The organism is Sulfitobacter sp. 1A13496 (assembly GCF_043557225.1).
Lineage (GTDB): Bacteria > Pseudomonadota > Alphaproteobacteria > Rhodobacterales > Rhodobacteraceae > Sulfitobacter > Sulfitobacter faviae.
Window position 1 is genome coordinate 183,749 of sequence record NZ_JBIFFP010000002.1, and the last position, 17,060, is coordinate 200,808.

At 66.4% G+C, this 17,060-nt stretch carries 15 protein-coding genes; 5 read left to right on the top strand and 10 right to left on the bottom strand.

What is annotated here, in order from left to right; genetic code table 11:
- Window position 1 precedes the first annotated feature (1 nt).
- The 6 genes from arfB to ACGYLX_RS07635 form a co-directional block, all read right to left on the bottom strand.
- Window positions 2-424 (bottom strand): alternative ribosome rescue aminoacyl-tRNA hydrolase ArfB, encoded by a 423-nt coding sequence (gene arfB, locus ACGYLX_RS07610; protein ID WP_394448345.1) that lies wholly within the window; start codon window positions 422-424, stop codon window positions 2-4.
- A 330-nt stretch (window positions 425-754) separates the two neighbouring features.
- Entirely contained in the window at window positions 755-1,375 is a 621-nt protein-coding gene (locus ACGYLX_RS07615; RefSeq protein ID WP_394448347.1) for a queuosine precursor transporter, read from the bottom strand.
- Window positions 1,376-1,438: 63 nt separating this feature from the next.
- The gene (locus ACGYLX_RS07620) at window positions 1,439-2,353 is read right to left on the bottom strand and encodes an esterase-like activity of phytase family protein (protein WP_394448348.1); all 915 of its coding nucleotides are present in this window, start codon (window positions 2,351-2,353) and stop codon (window positions 1,439-1,441) included.
- Window positions 2,326-3,270, bottom strand: coding sequence for a penicillin-insensitive murein endopeptidase (gene mepA, locus ACGYLX_RS07625; RefSeq protein ID WP_394448351.1), 945 nt, complete (start codon window positions 3,268-3,270; stop codon window positions 2,326-2,328). Before mepA ends, ACGYLX_RS07620 begins: the two co-directional genes overlap by 28 nt.
- Window positions 3,267-4,640: an MFS transporter gene (locus ACGYLX_RS07630; RefSeq protein WP_394448354.1), complete on the bottom strand. Its 1,374-nt coding sequence runs from the start codon at window positions 4,638-4,640 to the stop codon at window positions 3,267-3,269. Before ACGYLX_RS07630 ends, mepA begins: the two co-directional genes overlap by 4 nt.
- Window positions 4,641-4,742: 102 nt before the next feature.
- A complete protein-coding gene (locus tag ACGYLX_RS07635; protein WP_394448356.1) occupies window positions 4,743-5,321 on the bottom strand; it encodes an acyl-CoA thioesterase in 579 nt (192 codons plus the stop codon).
- 132 nt (window positions 5,322-5,453) lie between these two features.
- Here ACGYLX_RS07635 and ACGYLX_RS07640 point away from each other — a divergent pair, with 132 nt between their 5' ends.
- From ACGYLX_RS07640 to ACGYLX_RS07660, 5 genes are all read left to right on the top strand, one after another.
- Entirely contained in the window at window positions 5,454-5,741 is a 288-nt protein-coding gene (locus ACGYLX_RS07640) for a YggT family protein (RefSeq protein ID WP_067267829.1), read from the top strand.
- A 109-nt stretch (window positions 5,742-5,850) separates the two neighbouring features.
- The gene (recQ, locus tag ACGYLX_RS07645) at window positions 5,851-7,896 is read left to right on the top strand and encodes a DNA helicase RecQ (protein ID WP_394448359.1); all 2,046 of its coding nucleotides are present in this window, start codon (window positions 5,851-5,853) and stop codon (window positions 7,894-7,896) included.
- 31 nt (window positions 7,897-7,927) lie between these two features.
- Complete coding sequence (yaaA, locus tag ACGYLX_RS07650) at window positions 7,928-8,707, top strand: peroxide stress protein YaaA (protein WP_394448362.1); 780 nt, start codon at window positions 7,928-7,930, stop codon at window positions 8,705-8,707.
- 91 nt (window positions 8,708-8,798) lie between these two features.
- On the top strand, window positions 8,799-9,449 hold the full coding sequence (locus ACGYLX_RS07655) for a DUF1007 family protein (RefSeq protein ID WP_394448365.1): 651 nt from the start codon (window positions 8,799-8,801) through the stop codon (window positions 9,447-9,449).
- A complete protein-coding gene (locus tag ACGYLX_RS07660; protein WP_394448368.1) occupies window positions 9,434-10,315 on the top strand; it encodes a nickel/cobalt transporter in 882 nt (293 codons plus the stop codon). The genes ACGYLX_RS07655 and ACGYLX_RS07660 overlap by 16 nt, the downstream gene beginning before the upstream one ends.
- On the opposite strand, the gene ACGYLX_RS07665 is transcribed toward ACGYLX_RS07660, so the two are convergent.
- The 4 genes from ACGYLX_RS07665 to ACGYLX_RS07680 are packed head-to-tail and all read right to left on the bottom strand — an operon-like array spanning window position 10,312 to window position 17,007.
- A complete protein-coding gene (locus ACGYLX_RS07665) occupies window positions 10,312-12,354 on the bottom strand; it encodes a hypothetical protein (RefSeq protein ID WP_394448371.1) in 2,043 nt (680 codons plus the stop codon). The genes ACGYLX_RS07660 and ACGYLX_RS07665 overlap by 4 nt on opposite strands.
- Entirely contained in the window at window positions 12,351-15,119 is a 2,769-nt protein-coding gene (locus ACGYLX_RS07670) for a DUF4159 domain-containing protein (protein WP_394448374.1), read from the bottom strand. The genes ACGYLX_RS07665 and ACGYLX_RS07670 overlap by 4 nt, the downstream gene beginning before the upstream one ends.
- A complete protein-coding gene (locus ACGYLX_RS07675; RefSeq protein WP_394448377.1) occupies window positions 15,116-16,003 on the bottom strand; it encodes a DUF58 domain-containing protein in 888 nt (295 codons plus the stop codon). The genes ACGYLX_RS07670 and ACGYLX_RS07675 overlap by 4 nt, the downstream gene beginning before the upstream one ends.
- Window positions 16,000-17,007, bottom strand: coding sequence for an AAA family ATPase (locus tag ACGYLX_RS07680; protein WP_394448380.1), 1,008 nt, complete (start codon window positions 17,005-17,007; stop codon window positions 16,000-16,002). Before ACGYLX_RS07680 ends, ACGYLX_RS07675 begins: the two co-directional genes overlap by 4 nt.
- Window positions 17,008-17,060 lie beyond the last annotated feature (53 nt).

The following is a 17,060-nucleotide window of genomic DNA, read 5'->3' on the forward strand; positions in this document are numbered from 1 at the left end:
CTTAGGTATTCGGATCGACCTTACCGCGCATCGCCTTGACCTCACCGCGTACCTTCTTGGCCTTGAGGCGGCGTTTCTTTGACCCCAGCGTCGGGCGGGTGGCGATGCGGCGTTTCGGCGGGGTGAGGGCGCGGCGGATCAACTCGGCCAGCCGCTCGCGCACCAACTCACGGTTGCGCGCCTGACTGCGGGTCTCGTCACATTGCAACACCAGCGCGCCTTCGGTGGTCCAACGCCGCCCGGCCAGACGGCGCAGGCGGTTCTTGACCGGCTGCGGAAGGGAGGGCGAGGTGGCGGCCTCGAACCGCAATTCCACCGCCGAGGAGACCTTGTTCACATTCTGCCCGCCGGGGCCGGAGGCGCGCATGAAGCTTTCCGTCAGCTCCCAATCCTGAATGGCGATGTCATCGTTGATGTGCAGCATGGGCTCTCCTTGCCCCCGCAACATGCCAGCCCGCGCGGTGAGGGTGAAGGGGGAATGCGAAATGGGCCGCCCCTTGCGGAGCGGCCCAATCGAATGGTTTCAGGAGGGGGATCGGTTAGACCGACGTCCACCAGGTGGTTGCATTGCCAGGGGCTGCCCTAGCAGGAAACCCCGCTGGCTGTTCCGACACCTCGCTCCAATACCTTTCTTGACACTGGATCACCTCCTTTACATTTGTTGAACTCACCCTGAGCGTTGCACAGGTTTTGAAATTCGCAAAGCGTTTTTTTAAAGGGGCGCGGCGGCAGGGGGTGGCCCCCTGCGCCAGTATCACGCGCGGGCGGTCAGCCGTGCGGTCAGCAGCCGGAAGGGGATCAGCGCGATGAGCGCGATGGCCAGTTTGACCGACCAGTCCGCCACGGCGAGCGAGACCCAAAGCGGCGCGAGCGGGCCCGTGCCCAAAAGCGGCAGCGTCTCGGCGGCCCAAGAGACATCGGTGGCGGGGTGGATGAACGACAGGCTGGCCGAAAAGGCGATGGAGAAAAATAGCGCCGTGTCGATCGCGCTGCTGATCAGCGTGCTGATCAGAGGCGCGCGCCACCACGCGCCATCGCGGAAACGGTTAAAGATCGTCACGTCCAACAGCTGCGCCACGAGGAAGGCGGTGCCCGAAGCCACGGCGATGCGGATCGTCACCAACGGGCCGAATTCGCCCATGATCTGCGTCCCAATGAGCGAGCATATCAGGCCCACGACAAAGCCCACCAACACGACCCGGCGCGCGGCAGAGGCGCCGTAGAGACGGTTCATCACATCGGTGACGAGGAAGGCGAGCGGATAGGTGAAAGCCCCCCAGGTCAGCCATTGGCCGAAGAGAAACTGAACAAGGATATTCGAGGCCACGACGATGGCGGCCATGGCAAGGATGCCGGGAAGATAGGTGCGTGTCATATGTGAACCGTTTTGTGCAAGGGTGCGGCGACTTGGCCTGCGGGGATCGCAGACCGGACGGCTTTAGCCCTCGGAAGCCGGTTTGGCAAGGATCAGCTCAACCACCTCATTGCGCTGCATGACAAAGAAGTTGTCGTCCGACAGCAGGGTCAGCCGGGTTTGCCCCGCCTCGTCCTGCCAAGTGCTGAGCGCTTCGAGATTGTCATATTGACCGGGGCCAGAGGTCAGCAGCGTCTCTTCGCCAAGCGCAGGCGCGGTGAGGTCGAAGCTGCGGATGCGGCTGCGAAACCCCAGCGGCGTGATCGTCCGCTCCAGTAGATAAAGCGTACCGTCCTGGGCAAAATCGGCATCCACCGGCAGGAACGGCCCCCGGCGCGGGATCTCTGCGGTGATCGTCCAACTCCTGCCGTCAAAGGCATAGAGCGGGAAATCATCCGAGGCCGGGCCGCCGCCTTCGGGGGTCGCAAAGAGCCGCCCATCGGGGTGGGCGGCCAAAGTTTCCATTCCCGCGTTTGGCTCAAATTTGGCGAAGTCGTCATGTCTGGGCAGCGGGGTGGTGACGCCGCTCTCGGGCGACAGCCGCGCGACATGGTGGTCGTGTTCGAATGAGACGTAGAGTTGCCCGCTGCCGTCAAGCGCCAGCGCTTCGGCATCGCGCATCTTGTCGCGCAGGGGTTTGCCGTCGGCCCCTTTCAGCGGAGCATTCTCCTCAACTTCAAGCGCCACTATACGCCCCGCCTCGCGTAGCATGCGTGCCTGCACCACGCGGCCACGGTCCGAGACTGCCGTCAGGCGGGTGCCATCGGCATTCACCTCGACCCCGGAAAAACCGCCGAACCACGGCGCCGGATGGCGCCATGTCAGCACGCTGTTTACCTGCACCACCGGCCCTGTCTGCGCGGCGGGGGCCACGCAGGCGATGAGCAAGAAGAACGGGAGGCAGGCGCGGATCAGTTTGCGTTCAAAACGGCGTTGCATTGGGCAGGCAGGTCCGCAAGCAGGATGTCGCGCTTGGGCTTGGGTTTCGTTTTGGGTGCGCTCGGGTCGGGCTTTGGCGGGTTCAGGATATTGGCCTGCCACTGCCGCGCATCGGCGCAGCCATCACCGGGCGGGGGCGGGGCCTGATCCACACAGCCGCGCGCGCCTTTGGGGCAGCTGATGCGGATGTGGAAATGGTAGTGATGCCCGTACCAAGGCCGGATTTTGCGCAGATAGCTGCGGTCGCCTTTCTCATCGGCGCACATCTGCACTTTTGCGCCGGGGAAAACAAAGATGCGCGCGGTGCGGGGGTCTTGGGCCGCGGCTTTGATCACCTCGTGATGCGCAGGTGTCCAAGAGGAATTCACATAGGCCCCGCTGGCCCGGCGCATGGAGATCGACGAGATGTTCTCGCGCTGCGCCCGGCTGAGGTTCAGGGATTCGGGCGGCAGCATCCAGATGTCGGCATCAAGCCCGATCTGGTGGCTGGCGTGACCGGTCAGCATCGGCCCGCCGCGTGGCTGGCTCATATCGCCGACATAGACGCCTTCCCAACCGGGCTGCTGCGCGGCCTTGCGGCTGAGCGTTTTAACCATGTCGATCATCTCGGGGTGGGCCCAGTTGCGGTTACGCGACAGGCGCATGGCCTGCCATGTCGGACCTGTCTCGGGCAATTGCTCGGCCCCGGCAAGGCAGCCTTTGGAATAGCTGCCGAAAGCCGCCGGAGATTGCGCGGAGGCAAAGCTCTTGGCCCCGAAAAGCCGTTTGGCCTCAACCGTGCTGAGTGCGCCGCCCGAAGAGCCGATGGTCGGCAGGGCGACCTTCTCACCGCTGATGTCGGTCTCGGTCCGGCCGCCCCCGCAAGCGGCAAGCGCAAAGGCCAGCGCCACGGAGGTGAGGGTGCGAAGCAGCGTCATGTGGCGAAATCTCCCTTGGGTTTGACCCAAGCTAACAGGATCAAACCGACGATGAAAAGCCCCACGACGGGGGTGATGCCAAGCCGTTGGCTGCCCGTGAGGTCGCTGGTCAGGGCAATCAGCGCCGGTGCGAGAAAGGAGGTGGCCTTGCCCGAGAGGGCGTAGAGGCCGAAAGCCTCGGTCATCCGCTCGGGGTTTCCCTGCCGGGTCAGCATGTTACGCGATGACGCCTGTAGCGCCCCGCCCGCCGCGCCGATAGAGGCACCGGCGACGTAGAAGAGGATATCGGGCAGGGCGGAGCCTTCGGGCAAAGAAACGCCCATGACCGAAGTTGGCCCCAGCGAGATGATCAGGCAGGCGGTGGCGATGAGGATGACGCAGCAAGCCACGATCACCGGCATCGGGCCGATGCGCCGGTCGATCCGCCCGCCCAGCACGCAGAACACCGCGCCCGAGATGGCGGCGAGGATGCCGAAGATGCCGATCTCTTGGATCGACCAATCCAGCACCCCAAGCGCATAGACCCCGCCAAAGGTATACATCCCGTTCAGCGCGTCGCGGTAGAACATCGAAGAGCCGAGATAGGCCAGAAGCGACGGATGCTTCGGCAGCCCCCGCAGGGTGCGCGCCAAATCCGCGAGACCCGCGCCCACGCGATAGCGCACAGCGCCGGCTTTCGGCCTGTCGCGCACATAGAGAAAGAAGGGGATCATAAAGACCGCGTACCAGATGGCCGTCAGCGGCCCGACGATACGGGTGTCGGCCTTTGTCGCCGGGTCGAGCCCGAAAAGCGGCGTCAGCCCCGCCATGGTGCGCCCATTCGCGCCGCTTTGAAACAGGGCGATCATCGCGATCAGCGCCAGCACCCCGCCCGCATAGCCAAAGGCCCAGCCATCGCCGGAAATGCGCCCCCGCTCATCCGCGTCGGGGTGCAGCTCGGGCAGATAGGCATTGGTAAAGATCGTCGCGAACTCCATCCCGACCAAGCCGATGCCGAAGAAGAACAGCGCCCAAAGCAGAGAGAAATCCGCCGGGGCCGTCCACCACAGCGCGCCTGCGCCGACCACATACATGGCCGAGAAGAGCCGGATCCAAGGCATCCGCCGCCCCGAGGAATCCGCTACCGCGCCCAAGATCGGCGCCAGCACCGCAATCGCGACGCCCGCCAGCGCCAGACCATAGCCCCAGTATGCCTGCGCTTGGGCTTTGGCGGCGCCAAGCTCCATCCCGCCCTCGACCAGCGCATTGGTCGCGGTCTGGGCAAAATAGGGGCCAAAGATGAAAGTCAGAAGCAGGGTGTTGTAAGGCTGGCTGGCCCAATCAAAGAAATACCATCCCCAGATGCGCTTGCGCCCGCCTGTCTGTGCCATGTTGCGCCCCTTCGCGGCCTGCCCTTTTCAAGTTAGAGCAGGGCAGGGCGCAAGGCGCAAGCGTCAGTAAGGGCGGGGGTGAGGCAGAGAAGGGCGGTCGGCTCAGGCCGAAAGCGGCCCTGCCGCATCGGGGGCCGGGGCCGCGTCCTGCATCGGCGGCCAGGTGCGGTGCGCATCAGCGCGGATCCATTCGGCCACCCAGCCCGGCACCTCAGGCGAAGCTTGCTCCCGCCCCATCGCTTGCAAGACCTTTTCCGGCGGGATCAGCCCGTTACGATCGGTGACGGCGGAACGGTAGAGCACATGGCTCGCGCATTCGCCGTTCTTCTTCCACATGGATTGCTCAAGGTAGATGAACTTGTCGTCCCAACACAGGGTCCGGCTGCGCATCTCGAATTTCTCGAACATGCGGATGCGGCGGCGGAACCGCGTGCTGGAGCCCGCGATGGTGATCGCCCATTTGTTCTGCCGCAGCAGCGTGATCAACCCGGCGCGCTGCGCCATGGCGGTGCGGCCCAGATCATAAAGCGACAGCGCCCGCCCGTTGTTCAATTCCATCCAGATATCGAGGTCATGCGGCCAGCAGATGTGATGGCTGACATGGGTGTCGGTCAGGTTTTCCAGCGGCGCCTGCCGCGCGGCGACGATGACGTCTTTGGCCATGCGGATGATCGGGAACATGAGGCTTTCCTTTGTCGTGACGACGCGGATCTGCGGCGGAAGCGCAGCGCGGTCAAGCATATACGTCGCGGCACTCTTGCCCTTTGGAGGCGGGGCGCTTAACTGTCTTGCGTCAAACCAAGGGGATATTCCATGACGTCGCTGTTCCAGATCCTGATGCTGCTGCTGAACATCGTTTGGTTCATCGTCATCGCCCATGTCATCATGTCTTGGTTGATCAACTTTCAGGTGCTGAACCTGCGCCAACCGCTGGTGGCGCAGATCTGGGACGGGCTGAACCGCATTCTTGAGCCGGTCTATAGCCGCGTGCGCAATGTGATTCCGCCGATGGGTGGTCTGGACCTCGCCCCCCTGATCGTGCTGATCGCCGTTGCCATGGCGCGGATCGTGCTGACCAACAACGCAGCGGCCTTCTACTGACCCGTGCCCCAGCCCGCCCGCGCGCCGATGCCGCGGGCATCTGGCCTTGTTCACGCTTTGTTAGTGTGGGAGTCTGCATAAAAAGAGCAGACAATCTTACAGGTTCTCCATGACAGGCGCTGCCACGCTTCTTCGTGATGTTTTCGGTTTCGACGGGTTCCGCCCCGGCCAGCAAGAGATTGTTGAGGCCGTGACCGAGGGCGAAAACGTGCTGGCCATCATGCCTACAGGCGGCGGCAAATCCCTGTGTTTCCAATTGCCTGCGCTGATGCGCGAGGGCGTGACGGTGGTCATCTCGCCGCTGATCGCCCTGATGCGTGATCAGGTCCGCAGCCTGCAAGAAGCAGGCGTCGCGGCAGGCGCGCTGACCTCCGGCAACACGCCCGAAGAGACCGACGCGGTTTGGGAGGCGCTGGAGGCGGGCACGCTCAAATTGCTCTATATGGCACCCGAACGGTTGGCGGCAGGCTCCGCCATGGGGATGCTGCGGCGCGTTGGCGTCAATCTGATTGCCGTGGATGAGGCGCATTGTGTCAGCCAATGGGGTCATGACTTCCGCCCCGATTACCTGCGCATCGGTGAGCTGCGCCGCACGCTCGACGTGCCGCTGGCGGCCTTCACCGCCACGGCGGATGCCGAAACCCAAGCCGAGATTGTCGAGAAGCTCTTCGACGGCACCCCGCCGCGCGCCTTCCTGCGCGGGTTTGACCGGCCCAACATTCACCTCGCCTTCGCCGCAAAGAACAAGCCGCGCGACCAGATCCTTGCCTTCGCCGGGGCGCGGCGTGGCCAGTCGGGCATCGTCTATTGCGGCACCCGCGCCAAAACCGAGGGGCTGGCCAAGGCGCTGCGCGATCAGGGGCAGGAGGCGCTGCATTACCACGGCGGGATGGAGGCCGAGGACCGCCGCATCGCCGAGCGCCGCTTTCAGCAAGAGGACGGGCTGATCGTCTGCGCCACCGTGGCCTTTGGCATGGGGGTCGACAAGCCCGACATCCGCTGGGTCGCCCATGCCGATCTGCCCAAGTCGATCGAGGCTTACTATCAGGAGATCGGCCGCGCCGGGCGCGACGGGGCACCTGCCGAGACGCTGACGCTTTTCGGCCCCGACGACATCCGCCTGCGCCGCAGCCAGATCGACGAAGGCCTTGCCCCGCCCGAACGCCGCGCTGCCGACCACGGGCGGCTCAACGCGCTTCTGGGTCTGGCCGAGGCGCTGGAGTGCCGCCGCAAAACCCTTCTGGGCTATTTCGACGAGACCGAGGTCACCTGCGGGCGCTGCGATCTGTGCGACACTCCGGCGGAGGTTTTCGACGGCACCACCGCGGTGCGCAAGGCGCTCTCCGCCATGCTGCGCACCGACGAATGGTTCGGCGCGGGCCATCTCATCGACATCCTCTTGGGCAACGAGACCGAGAAGGTCCGCCAGCGCGGCCACCAATCGCTGCCGACCTACGGCGTGGGCGGAGAATACAGCCGCAACGAATGGCAGGCGGTGTTTCGGCAAATGATGGGCCATGACCTCGTGCGCCCGGATGCTGAGCGCCACGGCGCGCTGCGCATGACCGACGCCGCCCTGCCGATCCTGCGCGGCGAGGCCAGCATCAACCTGCGCCGCGATACGATCAAGGCGGCGGGCGCGAACCGGCGGCCCGCGGTCAAGGCCATGGTCAGCGACGAGGACGCGCCGCTGCTCTCCGCGCTCAAGGCCAAGCGTCGCGCGCTGGCCGAGGCGGCCCGCGTGCCCGCCTATATCATCTTCACCGACCGGACATTGATCGAGATGGCCGAGGCGCGACCGCAAGACCTCGATGCCATGGCGCGGATCGGCGGAGTGGGCGCCAAGAAGCTGGAAAATTACGGTGCGGCCTTCCTCGAAGTCATAAACGGCGAGGCGCAGCCGATGCATAAGGCGCGGCGCAAGCTGGCGGGGCGCGAGGCGGGCAATGTCTATGACCAGCTGTTGCAGGTGCAGGCCGATCTGGCGCGCGGCGAACAGGGGACCGAAAAGCCGCTGAGCTGTTCTGCCGCGATGCTTGCGAAAGTGGCCCAACTGCGCAGCGCCGACCCTTCGGCCATTGAACGATTGCTCGGCGATAAACGCGCTGAACGCTTTGGTCCGGCCTTTCTGGACGTTCTGCGCGACGCGGGCTAGATCACCCCGAAACGCCCCCAAGGAGACTGCCATGCTCGTCGTTATTTCCCCCGCCAAACGCCTTGATTGGGCCGAGCGCAATGTCGCCGTCACCCAGCCTGATTTTCAGGAAGACGCCGTGCGGCTGGCGACGACTGCGCGCAATCTCACCCTGGGCGATCTCAAAAGCCTGATGGGGCTGAGCGACGATCTCGCGCGGCTCAACCGCGACCGCTTTCAGGCGTTCGAGGCTGAGCCCACAGCCGAGGTCACCCGCCCCGCCGCGCTGGCCTTCGCCGGCGACACCTATCAGGGGCTGGAGGCCACGAGCCTTGATGCCGATGAGATGACCTATGCCCAAGATCACCTGCGCATCCTGTCGGGCCTTTACGGCGTGCTGCGCCCGCTCGACGCGATCCAAGCCTACCGGCTAGAGATGGGCAGCAAGCTGAAAACCCGTCGGGGCGGCAACCTCTATGACTATTGGCGTGACAGCCTGTCAAAGGCGTTGAACGCACAGGCCGAAGCCACCGGCAGCGATGTTCTGGTGAACTGCGCCAGTCAGGAATATTTTGGCGCGGTGGACCTCAAGGCGTTGAAACTGCGGGTGATCACCCCGCAGTTCATGGAAGATAAGGGCGATGGCAAGGGGCCGAAGATCGTCAGCTTCTTCGCCAAGAAGGCCCGCGGTGCCATGGCCCGCTACATCGTGCAGCACCGGGTGAACGACCCGGAAGGTTTGCAGGATTTCGACAGCGGCGGCTATGCCTATCAGCCCGATGCCTCGACGCCCGAGCGTCCGGTCTTTGTCCGGCCCTACCCGTCGAACTGACCCACAGGCGGGGCGGCGATGCGCGCCTTCCCGCCGTGCGCCGCCCGCCGGGCGATTGCCGCGCTTGGCGAAGGGGCGTAGACCTAGCGCCATGAAATACCCGCTCGTCACCGCCGCTGTCATCGCCTGCGCCACGCCGCTTGGCGCGCATCCGCATATCTTCGTCGATACCGGGTTCGAAGTGATCGTCGATGCCGAGGGGCGGTTGTCCCATCTGCGGATCACATGGGCCTATGACGAATTCTACTCTCTCTTGGTGACCGAGGACCGCGGCCTCGACCCCGACTATGACGGCGTGTTGACCGAGGCGGAGGTCGCCTCTCTCAACGGGTTCGACATGCAGTGGATCGAAGGGTTCAACGGCGATACGGTCTTGCTGGACGGGGGCGAAGAGGTCGCGCTCTCGGGTCCGCAGGACGTGGAAACCAGCTTTGCCGAAGGCCGCATCATCACCAGCCATCTGCGCGCGGTCGAAGGCCCGGCGCCGGATGCCGATGGACTGGTCATCAAACCCTATGATCCGACCTATTACACCGCCTATGAGGTGACCCAGAAAGTGACCATCCAAGGCAGTGACACCTGCCGCGCGCGGGTCAAGATGCCGGATATGAATGCCGATCTGCGCGCTCTTCAGCAGGACTTGAGCACGCTGGACGCGAATACCGATCCAAGCGATGTGGGTCTGCCGGAGATCGGCGAAGCCTTGGCGAATGAAGTGGTGATCACATGCGACGCATCATAGCACTGGCGGCATTGGCGACCCTTTTGGCGCTGGCGGCGCTGTGGTGGTCGGGCGGGTTCAACGCCCTTGCCCATTGGGCCGCGGGGCAGCAGCGCGGGTTTCAAAACAGCATCGCCAACGGGCTGCGCGCCACGCGGGGCGGCGATACGGCGGCGTTCTGGACGGTGCTTCTGGCGTCTTTTGCCTATGGCGTCGTCCATGCGGCGGGGCCGGGGCACGGCAAGATCGTGATCGGCGGCTACGGGTTGGCGCGGGCGGTGCCAGTGCTGCGGCTGTCGCTGATCGCGCTCGCGGCGTCCTTGGGCCAAGCGGTGACCGCCGTGGTTTTGGTCTATGCGGGGATCCTCCTCTTGGGTCTTGGGCGGGAGGCGCTGGTCGGCGTGACCGAAGAGATCATGGCCCCGGCGAGCTATGGGGCGATTGCCCTCATCGGGCTTTGGCTGATCTGGCGCGGGCTGCGCCATGCGCGGCAGGACAGATCGGCGCATTCCGGTGAAGTATGCAGCCATTGCGGCCATGCCCATGGGCCCAGTCTGGCGCAGGTTCAACGCGCGGGAAGGCTGCGCGATGCGCTGCTCTTGATCGGTGGGATCGCCATACGGCCCTGCACCGGCGCGCTTTTCGTGTTGGTAATCACTTGGCATATGGGGATCGGCGGGGTCGGCATCTTGGGGGCCTTTGCCATGGCGCTCGGCACCGGCTTGATCACCATCGCCACTGGCTTAGCCGCGACGGGGCTACGGGCCGGGGTCTTGGGCGGGCTGGCCGGATCGCCGAGGCTGGCCCAAGCCGCAGCGGTGGCCGAGTTGACGGCGGGGCTGGTCGTGGTGACGCTGGCGGGCGGCTTGCTGCTGCGGACGCTTTAGCGGCGGCCCTCGCGCAGCCATGCGGCAATGATGAAAAGCGCCGAAAGCAAGAGCACCAGCCACCCCGGCAGCAGCGGCGTTTGTCGCACATCGCGCGTCTCGTAAGCGCCGCGCGGGGTCAGCCCCAGCCAGCCGCGCCCGGCGGCAGGGCGGCCAAGGCGCACGTCGCGCAGACGGGGGAGCCCATCCTCCACCCGTGCCACCCCACCGCGCAGGCTGTCGATCGCCGGGCGCAGGGCCGCATCGCTGGCGATGGTCTCGACAAACTCGCGCGGGGCGGCGGGGCCGAGGCCGATGACGGTGACCTCATCGCCGTTCTCCAGCCGGTAGAGGCCGATCTCTTCGCCGGTATATTCCGCCTCGAACCGGCCCGGCCCGGCGGGGGCGAGGGGCAGTTCGGTCGTGCTGCCATCGGGGGCGGTGATCGTGACGGGGGGCACGGTCTCGTCCAAGGTGCGGCGGGTGATGCGCATGGTCCGGCCTTGGGCAGAGGCCATCAGCGCCTCTTCCTCAAGCTCGGGTTCCTTCATCATCCAATGGGCCAAACGGCGCAGCAATTCCAACTGCGGGCCGCCGCCCTCATAGCCGCGGTTCCACAGCCAAGCGTGGTCAGAGGCGAGCAGCGCCACGCGCCCCTCATCCACGCGGTCCAGCACCAGAAGCGGGCGGTCGTCCGCGCCGGTCATCACCACGTCGCCGCTGTCAGCGTTCACGTCGATCTGACGCAGCCAGCGGCCCCAGTCGCCCTTGCCGGGCAGATCTGAGGTGACGGGATGGCGCTGGCCGATGTCGGTCACAACGGGGGGGAAGGCTTCCTCCAGCACCCGCGCCGTGGGGGTGGCGGGCAGCACCGTGCCGAGCGGTGACCGGTAGAGGCTGTCGGCGCTGGCAAAATCCGGCCCGGCGGCGACCAGCACCGCACCGCCCTTGCGCACATATTGCGCCACATTGTCGAGGTAGAGCGCAGGCAGGATGCCGCGCCGTTGGTAGCGGTCAAAGATGATAAGATCGAAGTCGTCGATCTTTTCCATGAACAATTCGCGCGTCGGAAAAGCGATGAGCGACAGCTCGTTCACCGGCACCCCATCCTGTTTGTCGGGCGGGCGCAGAATGGTGAAATGCACCAGATCGACCGCGCTGTCGGACTTCAGCAAGTTGCGCCACGTGCGCCCGCCGGGATGCGGCTCGCCTGAGACCAAGAGCACGCTGAGCCGGTCGCGCACGCCGTTCATCTGGATCAGCGCCGCATTGTTGCGGTCGGTCAACTCCCCCTCGGCTTCGGGCAGGGAGAAGCGGATCACGTTGCGCCCGCCGTGGGGCAGGGCCACGGGCAGTTCAAGGTCTTGGCCAATCGGCACGTTGAAGCTTTGTGGTTCTTCCCCGTCGACAGAGATATCAAGCTGGGTCAGCTCGCCGCCCTCGGGCGCGGCCCCCAGATCGTCGATGCGCAGCGTCAGGGTCACCGGCTCTCCGATGATGGCAAAGGCCGGGGCATTGCGCACGGTCAGGCGGCGGTCCCAATCCTCGGCCCGGCCGGTTTGCAGCAGATGCAGCGGCGCGGGCAGGTCGAGCGGCAGGTCCGCATCATGCACCCGGCCATCGCTGAGCGCCAGAATGCCCGCGATCCGCGCGCGTGGCTCTTCGGCCAGCGCATCGGCCAGCGTGGTCATCAGGCGGGTGCCGGCATCCTCGGCCCCGTCCGGCACGGTGATCCGGCGCAGCTCGGTGTTGGGGCGGGCGGCGATGCGGGCAGAGAGCGCCTCTGCCGCCGCGTCGGTCTGCGCGGCACGGTCGGAGAGCCGCTGGCTGGCGCTTTCGTCTTCCAAAAGCAACACGATGTCCGACAGCGGCGCGCGGTCTTCGGTCTGGTAGGACGGCCCGGCGAGCGCGGCCAGAACCACCGCCGCCGCCAAGCCCCGCAGGGCCCAGCCCGACAGACCGCGCCACAGCGCCAGCAGAAGGCCGAGCGCGGCCAGCACCGCAAGGCCGATCAGCAGCGGCAGGGGGATCAGCGGGTCGAAAAGCACGGTTCCGGTCATTGGCCCAACCTATCCAGCAGCGCAGGCACATGGACCTGATCGGATTTGTAGTTGCCGGTCAGCACATGCATGACAAGGTTCACGCCAAAGCGGTAGGCCAGTTCGCGCTGCCGCTCTCCGGCAAAGCCGCGCCCGATGGGTAAAAGCGGCGCGCCATCGCGGCGCACAGCCCAAGCCGCAGCCCAGTCGTTGCCCCCAATCACCACCGGCGTCACCCCGTCATTGAGGTTGCGAAAGGGCATCCCCTCAATCCGTTCGGCATCGGGCGGCGCTGCCTCGACCCAGACATCGCGGCTGCTGTAGCGGCCCGGGTAGTCTTGCAGCAGATAGAAGGTGCGCGTCAGCACATGATCGCCGGGCAACGGCTCCAGCGGCGGAATGTCGAGCGGCGCGGCCAGTTCCTGCAACTTGCGCCCGTTCGGGCTGGCGGCACCGTAGCTGGCGATATCCGCGTCCCGCGTATCGAACAGGATCAGCCCGCCCGAGCGGAGGTAGTCGTTCAGCTTGCCATAAGCCTCGGACGAGGGCTGCGGTTGGTCGGGGGTCACCGGCCAATAGAGGATCGGAAAGAAGGCCAGTTCGTCCTGCTCAAGATCAACGCCGGTGGGCAGGTCGGGCTCCACCGTGGTGCGGAAATAAAGCGTGTCCGACAGGCCGATCAGCCCGGCGCGGGCGATCTCGTCAACGTCGCTGTCGCCGGTCAGCACATGGGCCAAAGTCACCTCAGAGGCCGAGCGTATGGCAAAGCTTTCGGGGTCATTCTCCTGTGCGTCGGCCATCTGCGGGGCGATGGCCAGCCCCAAGGCCACTGCCAAGCTGCCGGTGGAGCGGCGCAGCAGCAGCCCCGAAAGGGCGAGGGAGGCCAGCACATCGGCCACGAGCAAGAGGATGGCGAGGCTCAGAAGCGCCCCGGCGAGTGGTTGTTCCGGTGGCAGGGCAAGGCCGCGCAGCGGCACATCGGCGGGCCATGTGGCGGGGGTGAGGGCGGTCTCGGCGGTGAGCACATTGCGCGCAAGACGCCGGTCTTCGGCGCCGTAGATGCCGGGCGGCAGGGCGGGGCCTGCGGGGGCCGAGATCAGGTCAGGCCCCGCAACGCCGGGCAGATTGCCCGCGTCCGACAAGCTGCCGAAACCGTCCATCACCCGCAGGGGCGTCCATGTGGTGCCCTCAAGGCTCTGGACCTCGGGGGCGCTGGCACCCGATGACACGGCCAGCCGTTCCATCATCTGCACGAAAAGACCCGAAAGCGGCAGGGTGGACCATTCCGCCGTGGCGGTGACGTGGAACAGCACAATCTGCCCCTGACCCACGGCTTTGCGCGTGACCAGCGGGGTGCCATCGCTGAGCGCGGCGATCACCCGGTCGGCCAACGTCGGGTCGGGTTGGGCCACGACTTGGGCCGAAACGGTCACGTCATCGGGCACCGTCAGCCCGAAGAAAGGCGACCCGTTGCGGAAGGAGGCAAGCGCCTTGGGCTCCCCCCAAGACATCGCGCCGCCGACGCTGCGGCCCCCGGCGCGCAGGCGCACGGGCATCAGCGGGTCTTCGTCGATGCGGCTGACATCGCTCGCCGCCACGCGCGGCCCGGCGAAACGGATGAGCATGCCGCCCGCGTCGATCCACTCTTGCAGCGGCTCGGCCTCGGCGGGGGCGAGGGTGGCGACATCCGCCAGCACGATCACATCGGGGTTCGCGGGCAGCACCTCGGTCAGGGTGCCGTCGATCAGATCGGCGCTCGGGGCCAGCGCCTGTTCGATGTAATGCAGCGGGGAGAGCAGTTGCAGCCCCTCCTGCGCCCCGCGCCCGCGGATGAGGGCGACTTCGCGGCGGCGCAGCCCGTCATCGACCAAGCTGCGCGCCCCGGCGGAACGCTGGCCTGCGATGTCGAAAGATGTCAGCCGCGCGCGCATTTCGGCGGGCAGCGAGAGGGAGGTGCGGGCCTCGGTCGCGCCCGCCTCGAACGTCGGATTGGCGGTGGCAAGCACGCGGGCGTTGCCCGCCGGATCGCGACCATGGGCCTGCACCACCGCCGCGCGTTCCGGCCCGGGCGCGGCGCGGCGCAGGGTCAGGTCGATCGCGCCGTCTTGGTAGACTGCGGGGGCGATGCCGATGACATTGCCCGCGGATTGATGCACCTCGACCGCGCCTTTGGATTGCAGCGCGGCAAGCAACTCATCGCGGCCCGGATAGTCCAACCCGTCGCTGAACCACAGGGTGTCGAAGGCGGGCAGGGCCGCCATGATCTCGGTCGCGCGGGTCAGTTCTGCCGGGGCCGGTTGCCATGGCGCGGGGGTGAACCCGGCCAGACGGCTGCGCCACGCATCGGCGGATTGGAAGGTCGGCACCTGCGGGTCGGTGAGGCTGAGGATGCCCACCGTCCGCTCGGCCCGTCCGGCGCGGGTGAGTTGCGCGTCAACGGCGGCCATCTGTCGGTCCCAGCCGCTGGCCCCGGCCCATGAGCCGTCGAGCAGGATCAGCAAGGGGCCGCTGCCCTCTTCCGTCTCGGCCTGCGGGTTCAGCACCGGCCCGGCGAGACCAATGATGATCGCGGCCACGGCCAGCATCCGCAGCAAAAGCAGCCACCACGGGGTGCGGTCGCTGGTGCTGTCGTCATCCGCCAACCCCAAAAGCAGCGCCACACCGGGAAAACGGCGGCGAACCGGGGCGGGCGGCACGGCCCGCAGGATCAGCCAGAGGATCGGCAGCGCCAGTAGGGCCAGCAGCAGCCAAGGCGCGGTGAAACCGATGCCGCCGAAAACGCTCATGCAGCACTCCCTTGCCGCGCGTCCAACGCGCCATAGAGCCAAAGCAGCGCCGACTGCGCCGTGGCATCGGTGTGGTGCAGCCCATAGCGCCAGCCGGTACGGGCGCAGAGTTGCTGCAAGGCGTCTTTGCGCGCCGCCAGCCGATCGAGGTAGCGGTCGCGCAGGTCATTCGCTTTGAGCGTCTCATGCCGCAGACTGCCGCCGACGCTTTCGAAAATGGTTCGACCCGCGAAGGGGAAAGCCTCCTCCGCCGGGTCTAGCAGGTGATAGAGCACGCCGCGCACGCCACGTTCGGCGGCCTTGGTCAGCGCGGTCTGCACCGGGTCGAGATCGCCCATGAAGTCCGAGATGAAGACCGCCCGCGCATGGGGGATCATGCCGCGATGTTCGGGCGGGGCGTAGTCTTGGCCATCGTCTTGGCAGAGCAATTCGGCCAGACGCAGCACCTGCGGATTGCCGCGCCGTGGGGGCAGGGCGGTGCCGGTCAGGCCCACACGCTCCCCCCCGCGCAGCAGCAGGATTGCCAGCGCGAGGCCCAAAAGGCGGGCGCGGTCGGCCTTGTCAGGCAGCGCCTTGTCCGAGGCAAAGCGCATCGAGGCCCCCTGATCGACCCAAAGCATGACGGACTGCGCAATCTGCCACTCGCGCTCGCGCACGAACTCCTGATCGCCACGGGCCGAGCGGCGGTGGTCGACCATGCGGCGGCTGTCACCGATCTGTGCCGGGCGGTATTGCCAGAAATCATCCCCCGTCCCCGCGCGGCGGCGGCCATGGGCACCGGGCAGAACGGCACCGGCCAAATGCTCGGCCCGCGCCAGCAGGGCGGGCAGCCGGACCGCTTCGCCCTCGGCGCTGGCTCTGAGGGACAGGGGGCTATGGGTCACGCGGCGGCCTTTTTCCCGATCAATTGACCGGCGGTGGCGTCGATCAGGCTTTGCAGGCTTTCGCCCCTTGCGCGCGCGGCAAAGTTCAGCGCCATCCGGTGGCTCAGCACCGGGCGGGCCATGGCGAGCACATCTTCGGCAGAGGGGGCCAACCGCCCCTCCAGCAGCGCACGGGCGCGCACGGTCAGCATCAGCGCCTGCGCGGCACGGGGGCCGGGGCCCCAAGCGACGCTGTCGCGCACAGGCTCTGTGGTCTCGGGCTCATCGGGGCGGAAGGCGCGGACAAGGTCGAGGATCAGCTCCACCACGCTGTCGCCCACGGGCATTCGCCGCAGCAGGGATTGGGCAGAGAGAAGCTCTTCGGTGGTGAAGACCGGGCGCACGGTGCCCTCTTCGACGCCGGTGGTGGCAAGCAGAATGTCCCGCTCCGTCGCGCGGTCGGGGTAGGCCACGTCAATCTGCACGAGGAAACGGTCAAGCTGCGCTTCGGGCAGGGGGTAGGTGCCTTCCTGTTCGATCGGGTTTTGCGTGGCGAGCACATGGAAGGGCTTGCCAAGCGCGCGGTCCTGCCCCGCGACGGTCACGGTCTTCTCTTGCATCGCCTGCAACAGGGCGGATTGCGTGCGCGGGCTGGCGCGGTTGATCTCATCGGCCATCAGAAGTTGGCAAAAGATCGGCCCTTCGACAAAGCGAAAGGCGCGGCTGCCGTCGGGCGCGGTATCAAGCACTTCGGAGCCCAGAATATCGGCGGGCATCAGATCGGGGGTGAATTGCACGCGGTTGCCGTGCAGGCCCATGACCGTGCTCAATGTCTCAACCAGCCGGGTCTTGCCCAAGCCCGGCAGGCCGATCAGCAGGCCGTGCCCACCACAGAGCAGCGCTGTCAACGCAAGGTCGACGACCTGCTCTTGCCCGACGAAACGCCCGGTGATCGACTGTTTCGCCGCGGCGAGCTTTTCGGTCAGCGCTTCGATTTGCGCGATCAGATCATCCGCTTCGGCCATGACATTTCTTTCCCCGGAGTTATATCTTTCAGGTGTAAGTGTATCGCGACCAA